16 protein-coding genes and 1 pseudogene are annotated in these 15,895 nt (G+C 73.9%); 7 read left to right on the top strand and 10 right to left on the bottom strand.

Going from position 1 to position 15,895, the window contains the following annotated elements; all coding sequences use genetic code 11:
- Both ABT247_RS23210 and dmpI read left to right on the top strand, forming a co-directional pair.
- Positions 1 to 237: GNAT family N-acetyltransferase (locus tag ABT247_RS23210; protein ID WP_350745141.1), on the top strand; the 237-nt coding region annotated here is incomplete at its 5' end.
- A gap of 467 nt (positions 238 to 704) precedes the next feature.
- A complete protein-coding gene (gene dmpI, locus ABT247_RS23205) occupies positions 705 to 887 on the top strand; it encodes a 4-oxalocrotonate tautomerase DmpI (RefSeq protein ID WP_350745138.1) in 183 nt (60 codons plus the stop codon).
- 155 nt (positions 888 to 1,042) lie between these two features.
- Here dmpI and ABT247_RS23200 read toward each other — a convergent pair whose 3' ends face one another.
- Together ABT247_RS23200 and ABT247_RS23195 are read right to left on the bottom strand one after the other, a co-directional pair.
- The gene (locus ABT247_RS23200; protein WP_350745135.1) at positions 1,043 to 1,984 is read right to left on the bottom strand and encodes a TIGR01777 family oxidoreductase; all 942 of its coding nucleotides are present in this window, start codon (positions 1,982 to 1,984) and stop codon (positions 1,043 to 1,045) included.
- 202 nt (positions 1,985 to 2,186) lie between these two features.
- A complete protein-coding gene (locus ABT247_RS23195) occupies positions 2,187 to 3,680 on the bottom strand; it encodes an MFS transporter (protein ID WP_350745132.1) in 1,494 nt (497 codons plus the stop codon).
- 402 nt (positions 3,681 to 4,082) lie between these two features.
- Between ABT247_RS23195 and ABT247_RS23190 the strand changes: the two genes are divergently transcribed.
- Complete coding sequence (locus tag ABT247_RS23190) at positions 4,083 to 4,523, top strand: hypothetical protein (RefSeq protein ID WP_350745129.1); 441 nt, start codon at positions 4,083 to 4,085, stop codon at positions 4,521 to 4,523.
- Positions 4,524 to 4,706: 183 nt separating this feature from the next.
- Here the strand turns inward: ABT247_RS23190 and ABT247_RS23185 are convergent, their stop codons facing one another.
- Complete coding sequence (locus ABT247_RS23185) at positions 4,707 to 5,006, bottom strand: WhiB family transcriptional regulator (protein ID WP_350745126.1); 300 nt, start codon at positions 5,004 to 5,006, stop codon at positions 4,707 to 4,709.
- A gap of 215 nt (positions 5,007 to 5,221) precedes the next feature.
- Here ABT247_RS23185 and ABT247_RS23180 point away from each other — a divergent pair, with 215 nt between their 5' ends.
- A complete protein-coding gene (locus tag ABT247_RS23180) occupies positions 5,222 to 6,505 on the top strand; it encodes a hypothetical protein (protein WP_350745123.1) in 1,284 nt (427 codons plus the stop codon).
- Positions 6,506 to 6,530: 25 nt separating this feature from the next.
- Here the strand turns inward: ABT247_RS23180 and ABT247_RS23175 are convergent, their stop codons facing one another.
- Positions 6,531 to 7,745, bottom strand: coding sequence for an MFS transporter (locus tag ABT247_RS23175; protein ID WP_350745120.1), 1,215 nt, complete (start codon positions 7,743 to 7,745; stop codon positions 6,531 to 6,533).
- A 231-nt stretch (positions 7,746 to 7,976) separates the two neighbouring features.
- Between ABT247_RS23175 and ABT247_RS23170 the strand changes: the two are divergent.
- Positions 7,977 to 8,714 (top strand): annotated as a pseudogene (locus tag ABT247_RS23170) (AraC family transcriptional regulator); the annotation flags it as partial.
- 175 nt (positions 8,715 to 8,889) lie between these two features.
- Positions 8,890 to 9,636 (top strand): SOS response-associated peptidase, encoded by a 747-nt coding sequence (locus tag ABT247_RS23165; RefSeq protein ID WP_350745118.1) that lies wholly within the window; start codon positions 8,890 to 8,892, stop codon positions 9,634 to 9,636.
- Positions 9,637 to 9,721: 85 nt separating this feature from the next.
- Here ABT247_RS23165 and ABT247_RS23160 read toward each other — a convergent pair whose 3' ends face one another.
- Positions 9,722 to 10,270 carry a hypothetical protein gene (locus ABT247_RS23160; protein WP_350745115.1) on the bottom strand — a complete coding sequence of 183 codons (549 nt, stop codon included), beginning with the start codon at positions 10,268 to 10,270 and terminating at the stop codon, positions 9,722 to 9,724.
- 418 nt (positions 10,271 to 10,688) lie between these two features.
- On the opposite strand from ABT247_RS23160, the gene ABT247_RS23155 reads away from it, so the two are divergent.
- Positions 10,689 to 12,482 carry a penicillin-binding transpeptidase domain-containing protein gene (locus ABT247_RS23155; protein WP_350745112.1) on the top strand — a complete coding sequence of 598 codons (1,794 nt, stop codon included), beginning with the start codon at positions 10,689 to 10,691 and terminating at the stop codon, positions 12,480 to 12,482.
- Between the two features lie 126 nt (positions 12,483 to 12,608).
- On the opposite strand, the gene ABT247_RS23150 is transcribed toward ABT247_RS23155, so the two are convergent.
- The 5 genes from ABT247_RS23150 to ABT247_RS23130 form a co-directional block, all read right to left on the bottom strand.
- Positions 12,609 to 13,310, bottom strand: coding sequence for an HAD family hydrolase (locus ABT247_RS23150; RefSeq protein ID WP_350745110.1), 702 nt, complete (start codon positions 13,308 to 13,310; stop codon positions 12,609 to 12,611).
- 207 nt (positions 13,311 to 13,517) lie between these two features.
- Positions 13,518 to 13,889, bottom strand: coding sequence for a fic family toxin-antitoxin system, toxin component (locus tag ABT247_RS23145; protein WP_350745108.1), 372 nt, complete (start codon positions 13,887 to 13,889; stop codon positions 13,518 to 13,520).
- On the bottom strand, positions 13,886 to 14,128 hold the full coding sequence (locus ABT247_RS23140) for a plasmid mobilization protein (RefSeq protein WP_350745106.1): 243 nt from the start codon (positions 14,126 to 14,128) through the stop codon (positions 13,886 to 13,888). The genes ABT247_RS23145 and ABT247_RS23140 overlap by 4 nt, the downstream gene beginning before the upstream one ends.
- Positions 14,129 to 14,307: 179 nt before the next feature.
- Complete coding sequence (locus ABT247_RS23135) at positions 14,308 to 14,952, bottom strand: DNA topoisomerase subunit B (protein WP_350745103.1); 645 nt, start codon at positions 14,950 to 14,952, stop codon at positions 14,308 to 14,310.
- Positions 14,953 to 15,087: 135 nt separating this feature from the next.
- Positions 15,088 to 15,792, bottom strand: coding sequence for a helix-turn-helix domain-containing protein (locus ABT247_RS23130; RefSeq protein ID WP_350745101.1), 705 nt, complete (start codon positions 15,790 to 15,792; stop codon positions 15,088 to 15,090).
- Positions 15,793 to 15,895 lie beyond the last annotated feature (103 nt).

The raw sequence follows: 15,895 nt of genomic DNA, 5'->3' as shown, positions 1-15,895 counted from the left end.
CCCGGCGCCCGGGGCCGGGGAGTGGGTCTGGCGCTGCTGGAGGCACTGCTGGCCTCCACCGACGCCGCCGGGATCTGGACCGTGCAGTCCGGCATCTTCCCGGAGAACACCGCCAGCCTCGCGCTCCACGCCAAGGCGGGCTTCCGCGTGGTCGGTATCCGCGAACGTCTCGGCCAGCGCGGCGGGCGCTGGCGCGACGTCGTCCTCGTGGAGCGCCGCAGCCCCGTCGTCTCCTGACCCGCGCGGCCTGCTGCGGCGTGCCGCATCCGGGCCCCGGGGGATCAGCACGCCGGCCCGGCCCCCTCGTCCGGGGCGGGTCCGGGCTCTGCGCGTCGAAGCGCCTACTGCAACGCGTCGTGCTCGGAGACGTCCGGAAGCCCGAGGCAGTCGGCCAGGCAGTCCGTGCCACTGATTCCGCATTTCCGCGCACCTGCGTCGATCGCTGCCATGGGGCTTCCTCGACGTCGGGGATCGGGGGCGGGGCCCGGGGGGATGGTCTCTCCTGGTTGAACGAACCCGGGTCGCGTCGGACACCCCAGGCACCGGGAACCTGCCGCCGGACACCCGTGACGTGCAGCGATCACGATTCATGATCGCTGCTAGAGCGAATCAGGTCTGGGTCCGGACGGCCCGATCGGGTGGACTGGTCCCAGCCGGAGAACCCGGCATTGAGAGTCCAGCAGACACCCGGTCAGGAGCCGAAGATGCCGATCGTCACCATTCAGCAGGGCCCGCGCAGCGTGGAGCAGAAGCGCGAGCTGGTCAAGAAGGTCACCGAGGCCTTCGTGGAGACCCTGGAGGTCCCCGCCGAGAGCGTGTACGTGTGGATCCAGGAGTACCCGGCGGACAGCTGGGGCGCGGCCGGCCGGCTTACCGCGGACCGGTAATCCGAAGTCGGCACCCTCGCCGCTCGCCCCGCACTCGCGGAGCCGCCACTGGCCCGGGCCTGCCCCACCGGCACGCCCGGGCCCGTCGGCCCTTTCGGCCCTGTCGGTCCCCGTCACCCGCCGGGCGACCGCCGTGGCCCGCCGCACCCGCCCGCCTAGCGACCGCGCAGCCGCCGCACCAGGTCACGGGCGGCCTGCGGCCAGTGGGGATGCTCGAAGGTGAAACCCGCGTCGAGCAGTCTGAACGGTACGACGCGGCGGCTCTTCAGCAGCAGTTCGCTCTCCGAGCGGAGCGCGAAGGCGCCGATCTCGGCCATCCAGCGCGCGGCGGGCAGCGCCAGCGGCATGCCCCAGGCCGCCCGCAGGTGGCGCATGAATTCGCGTTGGGGCAGCGGGTCCGGTGCGGCGAGGTTGACCGCGCCGGCGAGCTCGTCCCGCCCGATGAGGAACGCGACGGCGCGGACGAAGTCCCGCTCGTGGATCCAGGAGACGTACTGCGCGCCGCCCGCGATCGAGCCGCCGACACCGAGCCGGGCCAGCCAGGAGAGGGCGTCGAGGGCGCCGCCGCGCTCGGGGCCGAGGACGACGGCGGTGCGCAACGCGAGCCGGCGGGTGTGCGGGGTGTCCGCCTGCGCCTGCGCGTCCTCCCAGGCCCGGGCGATGTCGACGCTGTACCGCCAGGATGCCGGGGCATCGGGCTCCTCGCCGCCGATCGCGCCGGTCGGCTCGTCGTTGGGCGCGTCGTGCCGGTGGGCGTAGACGGTGGCGGTGCTCATCTGCAACCAGACGCCCGGCGGGCGGCGCGCGGCGGCGATGGCCTGGCCGACGACCCGGGTGGAGTGCACCCGGGAATCCATCATCGCCCGCCGGTTCTCGTCGGTGTAGCGGCAGTTGACGCTCCGCCCGGCCAGGTTGACGACCACGTCACTGCCGTCGACCTCCGCCGCCCACGGCCCGAGGTTCCGCCCGTCCCACCCGACCTGCCGGGGCCCGTCGGGCCTGCGACTGAGGACGACGACCCGGTGCCCGGCCGCCGTCAGCGCACGGTCGAGCAGCGTCCCCAGCGCACCGGATCCGCCGGGAATGACGATCTTCATGGTTCCCCTCCCTCTCGAACATCGAGCCTAGCGACAGAACTGAACGCGTTCAATTTCTCGTGGCGCGAGGCCGGGCGGCCCGGCGAGGCCGAGAGGCGAAGGCGGCCCGAAGCCGGCCCCCCACACCGCTGCACGGGAAGTCGACCTGGCCGACTTCCCGCGCAGCGGTGTGAAGGAGCGGGCGGTCACCGCGGTCTGCGGGCTAACCCTTCGACGGGGCGGGGACGGCGCTGAGCGGCGTGGCCAGGGACTCCAGACTGCGGCGCTCGGCCTTGACGCCGATCGCCGCCTCGACGAGCCCGGCCAGCGTCATCAGGGCGGCCCCGATGCAGAAGGCCAGGGTGGTGTCGGAGACCTTGCCGCTGCTGACCAGGCCGTTGAAGAGCAGCGGGCCGCTGATGCCGCCGACCGCCGTGCCCACGGCGTAGAAGAAGGCGATCGACAGGGCCCTGGTCTCCAGCGGGAAGATCTCGCTGACCGTCAGGTAGGCGGCGCTGGCCCCGGCCGAGGCGAGGAACAGCACGACCGTCCAGCAGGCCGTCATGGTGGCGGCCGAGAGCGAACCGTGTTGGAACAGCGCGGCGGTGGCGAACAGCAGCAGGCCGGAGCCGATGTAGCTGCCGGCGATCATCGGCTTGCGGCCGACGGTGTCGAAGAGGTGCCCGAGCAGCAGCGGGCCGAGGAAGTTGCCGACCGCGATGACCACGAAGTAGTAGCCGGTGTCCCCCTCCGCCACGCCGAAGTAGGTCGTCAGGATGACGGCGTAGCCGAAGGTGACGGAGTTGTAGAGGAAGGCCTGGCCGATGAAGAGGGCGAGGCCGAGCGAGGTGCGGCGGGGGTAGCGGGCGACGACGGTCCGGACGATCGTGCCGAAGCCGAGTGCTTGGCGTTCGCGGATGCGGATCGGCTCGCCGGTGACGGGGGGCAGCGGTTGTCCGCTCTCGCGTTCCACGGCCTGCTCGGCTTCGACGACGACCTGTTCGGCTTCCGGCGCGCGTCCGTGGGTGTACAGCCAGCGGGGGCTCTCCGGGACGTGCCGGCGCACCAGGAGGATCACCAGGCCCAGCGCCACGCCGATGCCGAAGGCCAGCCGCCAGCCGATGTCGGTGGCGAAGAGCGCGGTGTTGAGCAGCGCGATGGAGGCGAAGGCGCCGAGGGCGGCGCCGACCCAGAAGCTGCCGTTGATGATCAGGTCGACCCTGCCGCGCACCCGGGCGGGGATCAGCTCGTCGATCGCGGAGTTGATCGCCGCGTACTCCCCGCCGATGCCGAAGCCGGTGAAGAAGCGGCACAGGAAGAAGAACCACGCCGTCCACGACACCGCCGTCACCGCCGTGGCGGCCAGGTAGACGGCGAGCGTGACCATGAACAGTTTCTTGCGGCCCAGCCGGTCGGTCAGCCAGCCGAAGAACAACGCTCCGCTGCACGCCCCCGCGACGTACACGGCTGCGGCCACCGTCGTCACCTGGCTGGTGGAGATGGCGATCCCACTGCCGTTCTGGGCGAGTCGGCCGGCCATGTTGCCGACGATCGTGACCTCCAGACCGTCCAGGATCCACACCGTGCCCAGGCCGATCACGATCCGCCAGTGCCACGCCGACCAGGGCAGCCGGTCCAGCCTCGCCGGCAGACAGGTCTCGACCACCCCCGGCTCCGACCGTTGTCGGCGTGCGGATGCCTTCTCCGAATCGGCCATGGCGGGCTCTCCTTCCACTCGTCCTGTTCCACTCGCCCGGTCGGCCCGCTGTGCGGGTCCGCCTTCGATCCGCCGTCCGACCGGTGGGCGGTCACCACTGCCGTGCCGTCGCCGACGCTCGTCCTGTCCTGCTCGAGGGGACTTCCGAGGCCGCGCGCCGGCTTTTCGCGATCACGTCTGCCCGGAACCGCTGTTCACATGCCCCGCGAGATCGGCCGACGGGTCTGCGGTCGTCGGGCCGTTCCGGCCGGGTCCACGGACCGTTTTCGGACAGGTGTGGCAACCATTCGATCTGACCTATCGAAGAGCCGATCGCCGTCGATAGGGTGCGGCGCGTCCCGCTTTTCCGCCTGCCCGTGCCGCTCCGGCGGCACGGAGACGACCGATCGGACCGGTGTCGCCGTGACCAGGATCATCCGCCAGCTCATGACCCGCGCCGGAAGGGCCGCTGCGACGGTCGCCGTGCTCGCGGCCGCCCTCACCGGTACGACGGCCGGAACGGCCTCGGCCACCGGCGGCTGGACCTGTTCCGGGGCGCCCGTCCCGAGCGGCTACGTCATCACCATGTACAACGCCAGCGGCTGCAACAACCACGGCTCGTGGTACCAGCAGCCCGCGCAGAACCGTCTGTGGACCTGCTCCGGCTCGCCCATCGTCTCCGGCTACGTGCTGACGAACTACGACTCGCGCGGCTGCAGCGGCGTCGGCGCCTGGTTCCACGAACTCGTCCGCAACGGCATCTGGACCTGCCCGTACTCGCCGATCCCGGCCGGCTACCGGAGCACCACCTACGATGCCCGCGGCTGCAGCGGGCTCGGCGCCTGGCTCACCATCAAGGCCTGACCCGCGGTCACCCGCGCCGGGTTCAGGACGGGCGCCACCTGCGCGAGCCGGTGCCGACGGGTCGTTCGGGCGGTTCGGATCCCCCTTCCGACGTGACGGTCGGGCAGGGGGATCGCCGTCGCCGGAAGGCGGCGGCCGGTCGGCGGTGCCCCCAAGCAGTGCTCCCGGCTGTGTTCCCAGCGGTCAGGCGGCCACCGGGCGCCGGGCGTGCCGGCCGGCGATCAGGGCGCGGCGCTCGTCCTCGGTCAGCCCGCCCCACACGCCGTAGGGCTCGCGGACCTCGAGCGCGTACTCCCGGCACTCCGCGAGCACCGGGCAGCGGGCGCACACCGACTTCGCCACCTGCTCGCGCTGCTTCGCGGCGGCCCCGCGTTCATTGGTCGGGTGGAAGAAGAGGTTGGTGTCGACGGTGCGGCAGGCGCCCCGTATCTGCCAGGACCAGTGGTGCTCGAGCGCTCCGGGGAGGCGGGCGGTGTCGGTCACGGGGGACTCCTTCCGAGCGAGCGGTGGTTTCCGCCCGCTCGTCTATCCCGATTCGCGAGGCACATGCGCCGCGGGGCCGCTCGTCCTCCGGACTGCCTCAACGACGTGATGGGGGGCGGCGGTTGACACGGAAGTGACGTCCCGTCGACGGACGGCGGGCAGCACAGCCCTCCCCCGGTGTCGGGGGGTCACCGGCCTGCGGGGAGATCCTGGGAATGATCTCCCCGCTCCGTGTCCGCCGCGTCCTCGGTGACCGCCCGTTCGCCGAGGTCGGCCGCCCCGTCCTCGCCGTCCCCGACGAGAAGCGGGGCCTCACCGCCGTCGCGGGCGAGTGCGCGTTCGCCGGGAGGGCGACGGTGGGGGTGTACGGCACGGGGGACCTCCGCTGCCGGGCGGTGCTCCACTCGCCCTTCCCGGTGCAAGCGCTGGCCTTCCACCCGACGGCACCACTGCTCGCCGTGGGCACCGGCCAGTACGACGGCGGCTACTTCTTCGAGGGTGAACTCCTCCTGCTCGACTGGGAGACGGGCGTTGCCGGCTCCCTCGTCGAGCACGACTTCGGCCGCCAGGTCCTCGGACTGGCCTGGCTCGACGAGCAGACCCTCCAGGTGCTCATGGCACCGCCCGACGACGGTGAGGACGACCTGGCGGCGCAGGCCGAGGGCCACATCGCCGTCGTACGGCGGCCGGACTGGCGCGCCGTCGCACCCCGCTCGCTGACCGGCGCCGACCTGGCCGGCCCCCGGGTGCCGGCTCCGCGCCCGGACGGACGGGTCGACGCGGAGCGGGCACTGTCCGCGCTCAGCCCGAACTGGGAGGCCCGGGGCCACGTCCTCTCCGTCGAAGAGCGGCCGGACGGCGCCGTGCTGGCCACCATCGCCCGGGCGGAGGACGACCCGGAGCCACCCGTACCCACCGGCCTCACCGACGGCCTGCTGATCCGTCACCGGACCACGCCGTACCGCGACCGGCACGATCGCCTGCGGATCCGGCACGGCAGCCGGAACTACGCCAACGTGACCAGGCGGAGTCGCCGGGAGCGGAAGCAGCACTGGCTCGCGGTGCGCTCGCCCGTGGGCGCGGGTGTCCGGCACCTGTTCCCGTTCTCCTGGGAGCCCGGGGAGGTTCACTATCCCGGCCCGGGCGTGGAGACGGCCGACGGCGACCTCGTGCACGCCGGTACCGTCCACCACGGTCACGGGCTGCAGCCCGGCGGCTCCTTCGTGGTCCGCCGCGCGGCCGCCGACGGCGCGCCGCGCTGGGTGTTCCGGACCGACCACGTCGCCACCGACCTCGACATGGCGGCGGACACCGCCTACGTGGCCTACCGCGACGGTGAACTGCTGGCCCTCGACCTGCACAGCGGCGCCGTCCGCCGGCGCGACCGGCCGGCCGTCGCGGGCGTGCCCGTCGTCCCGACGGCGCTCACCGCCACCGCGGACGGCCGGCTGTTGGTCGGCACGGCGGACGGCCGGGTCCTGGACTGCGCGACCACCTGATCCGGCCGCCTCCCGCCGCGCCCGGTCAGGGGCCGCCCCCGGCGGACGCCGCCTCGCCCTCCGGCGCGGCGGACGCCGCCTCGCTCTCGGGCGCGGCGGGCTCCGCCTCGCTCTCGGGCGCGGCGGGCTCCGGCTCCTCCTCGGGCGCGGCGGGTTCCGGCAGGGCGCGGAACAGCGCCCAGCTGAGCAGCGGCATCGCCACCAGCGGCAGCAGCGCCGTGCGCAGCGAGGTCGCGTCCGCGAGAACGCCGATCAGCGGACCGGCCAGGCCACCGATGCTGACCGTCAACCCCAACGTGATCCCGCTCGCGGTGCCGATCCGGGTGGGCAGGTAGTCCTGTCCGAGCGTGACCTGGAGCGAGAACGGCACGTACAGGCCGGCCGAGGTGAGTGCGACGAACAGGTACAGCGCGGGGCCCGGCACCAGCAGCACCCCGGCCAGCGCCACCGCCGCGACCAGGTACGACCAGCGGGCCACCGCGACCCGGCCCCACCGGTCCGCCAGCGCGCCGCCCAGCACCGAGCCGACCGCACCGCCCGCGTAGAGCACCACCAGCGCCGCCGTGCCGGGCGCCGTGCCGCCGCCGAGCCGCTGGGTGGCGAACAGCGACAGGAAGGTGCTCAGGCCCACGAAGGCGATCGAGCGGCACACCACCGCCAGCGACAGTCTCACGAAGGAGGCCCGGTCGTCCCGTCCTCGCTTCGCCGCCGCGTCCGCCGCGGAGGCGCGGCGGCGGGCCAGGTCGCGCAGCACCGGGATGCAGAGCGCGGCGCCCGCGAGGGCCGGCAGTGCCAGCAGCGGGGCGAGGCGCAGCCCGCCCGTCCCGACCACGGCGGCGACCAGCAACGGCGCAGCCGCGAAGCCCAGGTTGCCGCCCAGCGAGAACCAGGCCATCCCCCGGTGGCCGGCGCCGGTGCCTCGCGTGACCGACCTGGCCACCCGCGCCGACTCCGGGTGGTAGGCGGCGACCCCGACGCCCGACAGCGCCACGCAGGCGAGCGTCAGCCCGTACGAGCCGCCCACACCGCTGAGCGCGATGCCCGCGCCGCCCAGCAGCGTGCTGACCGGCAGCAGCCAGGGCAGCGGCCGGCGGTCGGTGAGCGCCCCGAACAGCGGCTGCGCCACCGAGGACAGCAGCGAGGCGGCCAGCACCACGCCCGACACGGCGGCGTAGCCGTAGCCGCGCTCGGCCACGAGGAAGGGCACCAGCGCCGCCACCGCGCCCTGGTAGACGTCCACGCAGGAGTGTCCGACGGACAGCAGGGCGATCGACCTGAGGTACGGTCGCGGGCGCGAGCTCGGCCCCGGTGAAGGTCTTCCCGATGGGCCGGCCGGCTGGTTCCTCGAGTGGTTCGCCGGCTCGCCCTCCGGCGCGCCGGCCGGCCAGGTCTGGTCCTCTGACGGTCGTTTCAGCACTCCGCCATGCTGGGCCGCACGCCCCCTGTCCGACTTCCGATAACCTGCCAGCCGATGTCAAAGATCCGCCACGATCCCGTCGCACCGACCCGTGCCCAGCTCCTGCCGCCCGGCGCCGGGATCGACGCCCACCGCCACGACGACCACCAGATCGCCTACGCGGCCCGGGGCGTCGTCGCGATCACCACCGACGCCGGCTCCTGGGTCGCCCCCGGCAACCGCGCGCTCTGGATCCCGGCCGGCACCGTCCACGCCCACCAGGCGCACGGCCGACTCGAGCTCCACCTCGTCGGCCTGCCCGCCGACGACAACCCGCTCGCCCTCGCCCGCCCCACCGTGCTCGCCGTCGGCCCGCTGCTGCGCGAGCTGATCATCGCCTACACCCGGGCCCCCGAGGAGGACAGTCCCGAACGCTCCCGGCTGCGTGCCGTCCTGCTCGACCAGCTACGTGCCTCGCCCCAGCAGCCGCTGCACCTGCCCACCCCCGCCGAGCCGCTCCTCCAGGCCGTGTGCGCACGGCTGCGCGCCGATCCGGCCGACTCCCGGACCCTCGCCGAGCTCGGCCGCGCCGTCGGTGCCAGTAGCCGCACGCTCTCCCGGCTCTTCCGCGCCGACCTCGGCATGACCTTCCCCCAGTGGCGCACCCAGCTGCGCCTTCACCACGCCCTGGTGCTGCTCGCCGAGGGCGTGCCCGTCACGGCCGTCGCGCACCGCTGCGGCTGGTCCTCGGCCAGCGCGTTCATCGACGTCTTCCGCCGGACGTTCGGCCACACCCCGGGCGGCCACACCGCTCAGAACCGCTCGCGGGGCGGCCGCTCGCCGGACGTGCACGCGCCGGACCGCCATGCGCCGGACCTCCATGCGCCGGACGGCCGGTCGCCGGACGTGCACCCGGCGGGCAGCCGCCCGGCGCGCTGAACCGCCCCCGTACTCGCCGATCGGCTGCGGCGGGTGGCAGGCTGGGGGCATGTGCGGCCGCTTCGTCTCCACCACCACGCCCCAGGACCTCGTCTCACTGCTCGGAGAACTCCGCTGGGACCCGGCCGAGACCCTCGCGCCGAGCTGGAACGTCGCCCCCACCGACCCGATCCCCGCCGTGCTCGAACGCGTCGACCGGGAGACCGGCGAGGTGCAGCGCCAACTGCGCGCGCTGCGCTGGGGACTGGTCCCGTCCTGGTCGAAGGACCCGTCCGGCGCCGCCCGGATGATCAACGCGCGCTCGGAGACCGTCGACACCAAGCCCGCCTTCCGCAAGGCCTTCGCCGCCCGCCGCTGCGTCATCCCGGCCGACGGCTACTTCGAGTGGCGCGAAGTCCCCGCCACCGCCGACCGCAAGAAGTACAAGCAGCCGTACTTCCTCAGCACGGGCGGCGTGATGCTCATGGCCGGGCTCTACGAGTTCTGGCGCGACCCCGGCCGGCCCGAGGACGACCCGCTCGCCTGGCTCGCCACCGCCACCGTCATCACCACCGACGCCACCGACTCGGCCGGCCGCGTCCACGACCGGATGCCGTTGACCATCGCCCCCGACGACGTGCCCACCTGGCTCTCCCCCGCCCACACCGATCCCACGGACCTCCACCACCTGCTGCGCCGCCCCGGCGACGGCGACCTGCGGGTGCGCGCCGTCCCGCCCGCCGTCAACAGCGTCCGCGCGCCCAACGGCCCGGAGCTGCTCGCCACCGCCCCCGATCCGCTGGGCCTGGCGGACTGACGCGCCTGCCTCCGGGAAGCCTCACACCCCCCAGGCCCTCGGGCCGCCGCTCTCCGGGCTCCCGGCCGGGCCCGACCGCTCGCCGTCAGCGCTGCCGCACCGCCGAGAATCCGCAGACGGGTGTGCAGAGGGTGACGATGCCGCTGTAGCGGTACGTGGTCCGCCCGCGGGAGATGCTGTGCACCGTCAACTTCTCGCGCAGCGTGGGCTGGTGGCAGCGCGGGCAGGCCTCGGCGACCGGCTTGCCCCAGGGGCGCTTCGGATCGAGCCTGGTGGCCGCGACGACCATCCCGACCACGGCCAGACCCGCGCCGCCGAAGCCGACCACCCGCCACACGCCGTTCGAGGACTCCCGGCGGTCGATCATCTCGTCGTAGCTGTACGTGCCCCCGCCGCCGTGGTTGGACCAGATCCGGCACTCGGAGTCCCGCGTCATGGTCTGGCCGTCGCAGGTCGGCGCGCTGGTCGGATCGGACTTGCCCACCACCAGCGCCAGGAACAGGCCCAGGGCGGCGAAGAAGCCCAGCACCACCAGGGTCGTCGTCCGGCTCCGGCCGGTCTGGAGCCGCGTGCGCTCCTTCACCGCCGTCTCGATCACAGCGTGCGCCATGTTGCTGCCGTCGACCGCCACCATGTCTCCTGTTGTTCGCGTCTGCGCTCAGATGTTCCCCGGCGGGCCGGGGTCGACACGAACCCACCATGATCAGGCGCCGTTTGCACGGGACTTGGCGAGACCGTGACCTTGGAGCCCTGAGGTCGGCACGTCCGAGGCCGCGGCGAGGGACGACGGGCGTCCGCGGGCGCGAGGCGGCTGGGGATCGGTTCAGCACCCACAACTCCGTTCTGTAACCGCCGCGTTGGGGCGTGATGACGGGCAGCCGCGCCGAGCTCCGACCCGGCCGCGGTCGGCGCTTGCCGGGCCGACGATCGTCCGCTCCCGGGCCGGTACTACCCTGGTCCGGGCCCGAACGACCCGTCGCCGGACCGCGCGGTGCGGGGAACGGGGAGAAGTCGGGCCGTGATCAGGACATTCGCATGGGGGGAAGAACAGGATGGCTGACGAGCAGGCGCGCGCCGACGACGCCGGGTACACGGAGTACGGGGAGTACGGGGAGTACGGGGGTTGCGAGGAGTACCAGGAGTACGAGGACGACCTCGATCTCCGGGAGCACACCGGCCAGGCGGAGGAGCCGGCGCGGCGCTCGGGCGCGCGCCGGGCCGTGCTGGTGGCCGTCGGCGGGGTCTTCGCCGCGCTGGTCGGGGTCGGCGGCTACGGCGCGTACAACCTGGTGAGCGCCGTATCGGGCGGCTCCCCCGGGGACGGCGGCGGCAGGCCGGCCGCCGCGACGGGGGCGGCGCAGCAGCCGCCGAGCGCGGAGCAGGCCGAGGCGGTGGCCAAGGAGTTCCTGGCGGCCTGGGGGCGGGGGGACTTCACGGTCGCGGGTGGGATGACCGACCGCCCGGAGGCGGCCCGGGCGGCGCTGGCCGCGTTCCACGAGGGGGTGCCCGCCAAGACCCTCACTCTGACCGGAACGGGCCCGGCCCCGGCCGGGACCCCGAGCGAGCCGGCCGTCGGTTTCAAGGTGCGGGCGGAGTTCGACAGCACGCCGGACGCCTGGGAGTACGACAGCGTCATGGGTGTGATGCGGGCCGCGGACGGGCGGATGCTGGTGCGCTGGGCGCCGAGTGTGGTGCACCCCAAGCTCGGTGCGGGCAGGACGATCGGCGTACGTCCGCTGGCCAACCCGGTGTCGAAGCCGACCGACCGCAAGGGCCGTCCGCTGGACGCCTTCCCGTCGCTGCGCAGCGTGCTGCCGCAGATCGCCCCGGCGGACGGTGCGACGGTCGTCACCGGACAGGCGGTGGTGCTGTCCGGCGGCGGTGCCCAGGATCCGGAGCAGTTGTTCGTCCTGACCCCGTCGAGCGCACCGGAGGTCAAGCTCACCTTGGACGCCGATCTCCAGCAGGTCGCCGAAGAGGCGGTCAAGCAGCAGTCCGCGGGTGGCAAGCCGGCCTCGCTGGTGGCCGTTCAGCCGAGCACCGGGCGGATCCTGGCGATGGCCTACTCCCCGCAGGGCGGTTTCAACCGCGCGGTCGGGGGCGGGCAGCCGCCGGGCTCGACGATGAAGGTGATCACCTCCGCCGCGCTGCTGGAAGCGGGCGTGAGCCCGGACACCGTCGTGCCGTGCAAGGAAACCACCTACTCCCCCAGGGCCTGGCACAACGACGAGCCGGGGGACTTCCCCAACGCCACGCTCACCAATGACTTCGCCCGCTCCTGCAACACCGGATTCATCGACAAGGGGCTGGAGAAACTGCAGCCGGGCACCCTGGCCGCGGTGGCCCGCGACCAGTTCGGCCTCGGCCTGCAGTGGCACATCGGCATCCCGAGCCGGGACGCCACGATCCCGTTGCCGGGCACCAAGGACGAGGCGGCGGCCGAGTACATCGGGCAGGGCCAGATCCAGGTGAACTCCCTGCTGATGGCCTCGGTCGCCGCGACCGTGCAGAGCGGAACGTTCCGTCAGCCCGTCCTGCGGGAGGACGTCAAGCGCGTCACCGCGCCCGGGAAGCTGCCGGCGGACATCGCCCGCGATCTGCGCGCCATGATGGCCAGGACCGCGACCCAGGGCACCGCCCGCGCGCCGATGTCGGGGCTGAACGGCCAGGTCGGGGCCAAGACCGGTACGGTCGAGACCGGCTCCGGCCAGTCCACCAACAGCTGGTTCATCGCCTACCGCGACGACCTCGCCGTCGCCGCCGAGGTCGAGGGCGGCGGCCACGGCAACAGTGCGGCCGGCGTGGCCGCGGCCCAGGTCCTCAAGGCGGGCGGCGGCAACGGCTGACGGCAGTTCCCGCGCCGGCGGCGGTCCCGCACCCGGGGCCGCCGCCGGCCGTCCTCGCACAAGAACCTTCCGGCCGCGAGGCCGAACCGCCGTACTCGCCCCGCACCGTTGGCCTGGAGACCGGCGTCAGGGCCGTGCCGCATCCGAACCGGCCGCCACCACAGGCTCGGTGGCGGGGCTGCCCGGGTCCAGGCCGAGCAGGCGGGCCAGGTGCCCGACCGTACCGGGGAGTCCGTCGGCCAGCACGGTGGTGATGCCGAGTTCGGCGGCCGGGAGCAGGTTCGCCGGCTGGTCGTCGACGAACACGCAGGAGGCGGCGGCCAGGCCCATGCGGTCGAGGACCGTCCGGTAGATCGTCGGATCGGGCTTGGCGATGCCCTCGCGCTCGGACACCACCGCGACGTCGAACAGCTCCCAGACGCCCGTCGCCCCGTACGGGTCGTACGGATCCAGCCCGAAGCTGTTGGAGAGCAGCGCCACGGTGTACCCGGCGCGGCGGGCCTCCCGGGCGAACCGGACCATCTCGGTGGCCGGGCGGACCGCCGCCCAGGCCCGACCCATCAGGTTGTCGCCGTCCACCCCGAGGACGGCCCCCGTGCGGGCGTTCCACTCGGCCTGCGGGAGCCGGCCGAGCTCCAGTTCGGTGTACAGCCGCCGCACCACGGGGTCGGTGGTCAGGGTGCGGCGCCACGCGTCCGCGTCGAGGCCTTCGGCCAGGGCCCAGGCGGCGATCGACTCGCGGACGCCCTCGGTGAGGACGCCGACGAAGTCCAGGATCAGGCCGCGGTAGCCGGGCGGTTGTTCGTCCTCGACGGAGCGCTGTGCCATGCCGGGTCCTTCCTCCGCGGTCGTGGCGCCACGGTACCGGCCAGGCCGGCTCCATGGACACGGCGGCCGCTTCGCCGCTCCCCTGTTCGTCGGACAGCGAACCGCGTCCCGGGCTGCGGCGCCTGGGTCCTGGTCCTCGGCGTGTGGGACCAGTGACGATCCGTCAGCCACGGGCGACGTCACTCGAGTGTTCGAGAGGACCGGTGGTCAGCGGAACCAGGTGCGGATCGCGGCCGCCGTCTCGCGGACGTCAATGTCGTCGGCACGGATGCGGGCGGCGAGCGCGACGGCCTGCTTGGGTTCGGCGGTGACGATGACACCGGAGGCGCTGAGGTAGGAGGCGGCGACCACCGCGGCGAAGAGCTCGTTGCCGGACTCCAGCGCGGGGACGCGGATCAGTTGGTGCATCAGGGCCGCGGCGCGCTGCTGAACGGTGCCGTAGACGGGGACGTCCATCACGGCGTCGGCGTGGCGGGCGACCGCGGCGGCCAGGGTGCCGTAGTCGGTGACGTCCGGGTCGTGCGGCAGGAACTGGTGGGCGAGGTCGAGCAGCCAGGCCCGGTCGATCCGCAGGATCACGCCGCGTCCGCCGCGGTGTCGCGCGAGTTGCGCGGGTAGGGCCCGAACTCCGCCTCGAAGGCCGGTGCCCAGGCCTGGGCGAAGTGGGCGGCCGCGGTCAGGAACCGTTCGCGCCGCTCGTCCGCCTCCTCTGCGAGCACCTTGCGCGCGTAGTCCGGCAGGCTCATCCCGGCCGCCTCGGCGCGCTGCTCCAGGGCCTCGTGCACGGCGTCGTCCAGTCGGACGTTCAGCTGCTTCATGGCGGCGAGCGTAGCGAGGCGTAGCGCCCGCTACAAGGCGGGCTCGCCACGTCGGCGGACGCCCCGGGGGCGTCATCCGCGGGTGCGGATCCCGGGGCCGGCCGGCCCGGCCACCCGTCGTCGGGTGACCGCGCCCCCGGCCGCGCCCGCTACGGGCGGTTCCCGCCAGGTCCGGCCCGCTACGAGCGGCCCCGCAGGTCTTCGACCCGGAGGTCCAGGGCGGGCCAGTGCGCGGCCCACCGGGCCAGCCGGTCCGCGTCCAACGGGCTCTGCGGGAGCAACGACGCGTCCGGCAGGAAGGTCACGCAGGTGCCGGTGGTGCCGTCCGGATCGATCCGGTCGAGGCCGGTCACCGGGATGCCGTGCTCGTAGCGCTGGGTCCAGGCCCCGTTGTGACGCCGGTTGGTGTGAATCAGCCGGCTGCTGAGGGCCGCGACGACGGACATGCCCCGGCGCGGCCGGCCGTCCGGAAGCCGTTCCGCCTCCGCCGAGCGCTCCGGAGAGTCGAAGAAGCGCAGATCCTTGGTCGCCATCACCGGCTTCTTGACCACCTCGCCGCGTTCGTCGACCCGGGTGTCGGTGCCCCGGCCGTCGTCCCGTACCGAGACCGAGCCGTCCGCCCGCAGGGTGACGACGCACCGCCCCGCGCCCCGGTCGGCCGCCTCGTCGGCCGCGTAGGCGACCACCTCGAGCACGAGGTGGTCGACGCCGCCCGGCGCGTAGCGCCCGGGGTCGCGGCGGATGCCCGCGAGGTGGCCCGCGTCCACGGCGGCGGCCCAGTCGTGGGTGGTGTTGGTCCAGGAGGCCCTTGATCCGTGATCCATCCGACGAGTATCTCCCGGAGGCCGCGATCGGCCTTCCGGCCCGCAGCACCAGCGGCCCGCCCAACGTGCCGCGCCGGCAAGGCACTTGCCACCCGGAGCGGTCCGGACCGAGGGGTGCCCCGGCTGCCGCCCCGGTCAGCCGGTGACCAGTCGGCGGCCGGTGATCTCGGCGGGTCGGATGCGTACCCAGCAGGGCCGGTCCCCGCCCGCCCAGGGGGCCGCGCCGGGGAGGCCGTCGAGGTGCCGCGTCTCCTCCTGGTCGTTCACGTAGTGGGCCGTGCCGACCGCGAGGACGCTCCAGCCGCGCCCGAGGTACTCGTCGATGTGGTCGACCTGGAACGACACCTCGGCGCCTTCCTGGGGGGCGGTGCCGACGCGGGGGCCCGTGCGGTAGGCGAAGGAAGCCCGGTCGACGACGTAGTTGACGGGGTAGACCGCCGGCCCCGGCCGCACCGGCAGGCCGATCCGGCCGACACCGTGGGTGCCCACCATGTCCCAGCACTCGGCCTCGGTCAGGCTGAGCAGCCGGGGGCGCGGGCCGGGGCCGCCCTGCCCGGGCGGGGCGTCGCGACGGCCCGTCAGAAGCTCCTCCCGGCTCATGCCGAGGGCGGCGGCGATCCGGACGAACCCCCCGGGGTCGAACGTCGGTCCGGCTTCGAGCAGGTGGTGCAGGTAACGGGGGGCCATCGCCGCCTGGCGGGCCAGCGAATCCTCGGTGATGCCGAGTCGCTCCCGCCGTTCGGTGATCCGGTGGGCCACGTCGGCGGGGGCGCCATCGTGCTCGGGATCGCGGTCGGGACCGGGACCCGGGCCGGGATCACGGTCGGTCGTGTCGTTCACGGTGGTGGCCCTAAGAATGTGAAGCGGTCCGGGAGGACCGGGTGTGGCTGACGGTGGTTTGCCGTTGATGGCTCGAGGAGAATGGCCGCCCGGTCCTTCGGGA

The sequence above is a fragment of the Kitasatospora sp. NPDC001539 genome, assembly GCF_040298565.1.
Taxonomy (GTDB): domain Bacteria; phylum Actinomycetota; class Actinomycetes; order Streptomycetales; family Streptomycetaceae; genus Kitasatospora.
Note: the sequence above shows the minus strand (reverse complement) of the source record. Positions and strands in the feature narration are given on the sequence as shown.

Bases quoted from the DNA above. Each gene is read 5' to 3' on its own strand.
- ABT247_RS23165 (WP_350745118.1), top strand. From the start codon at position 8,890: ATGTGCGGCCGCTTCGTCTCCACCACCACGCCCCAGGACCTCGTCTCA.
- ABT247_RS23150 (WP_350745110.1), bottom strand. From the start codon at position 13,310: ATGGCACAGCGCTCCGTCGAGGACGAACAACCGCCCGGCTACCGCGGC.
- ABT247_RS23140 (WP_350745106.1), bottom strand. From the start codon at position 14,128: ATGAAGCAGCTGAACGTCCGACTGGACGACGCCGTGCACGAGGCCCTG.
- ABT247_RS23180 (WP_350745123.1), top strand. From the start codon at position 5,222: ATGATCTCCCCGCTCCGTGTCCGCCGCGTCCTCGGTGACCGCCCGTTC.
- dmpI (WP_350745138.1), top strand. From the start codon at position 705: ATGCCGATCGTCACCATTCAGCAGGGCCCGCGCAGCGTGGAGCAGAAG.
- ABT247_RS23195 (WP_350745132.1), bottom strand. From the start codon at position 3,680: ATGGCCGATTCGGAGAAGGCATCCGCACGCCGACAACGGTCGGAGCCG.
- ABT247_RS23135 (WP_350745103.1), bottom strand. From the start codon at position 14,952: ATGGATCACGGATCAAGGGCCTCCTGGACCAACACCACCCACGACTGG.
- ABT247_RS23155 (WP_350745112.1), top strand. From the start codon at position 10,689: ATGGCTGACGAGCAGGCGCGCGCCGACGACGCCGGGTACACGGAGTAC.
- ABT247_RS23160 (WP_350745115.1), bottom strand. From the start codon at position 10,270: ATGGTGGCGGTCGACGGCAGCAACATGGCGCACGCTGTGATCGAGACG.
- ABT247_RS23200 (WP_350745135.1), bottom strand. From the start codon at position 1,984: ATGAAGATCGTCATTCCCGGCGGATCCGGTGCGCTGGGGACGCTGCTC.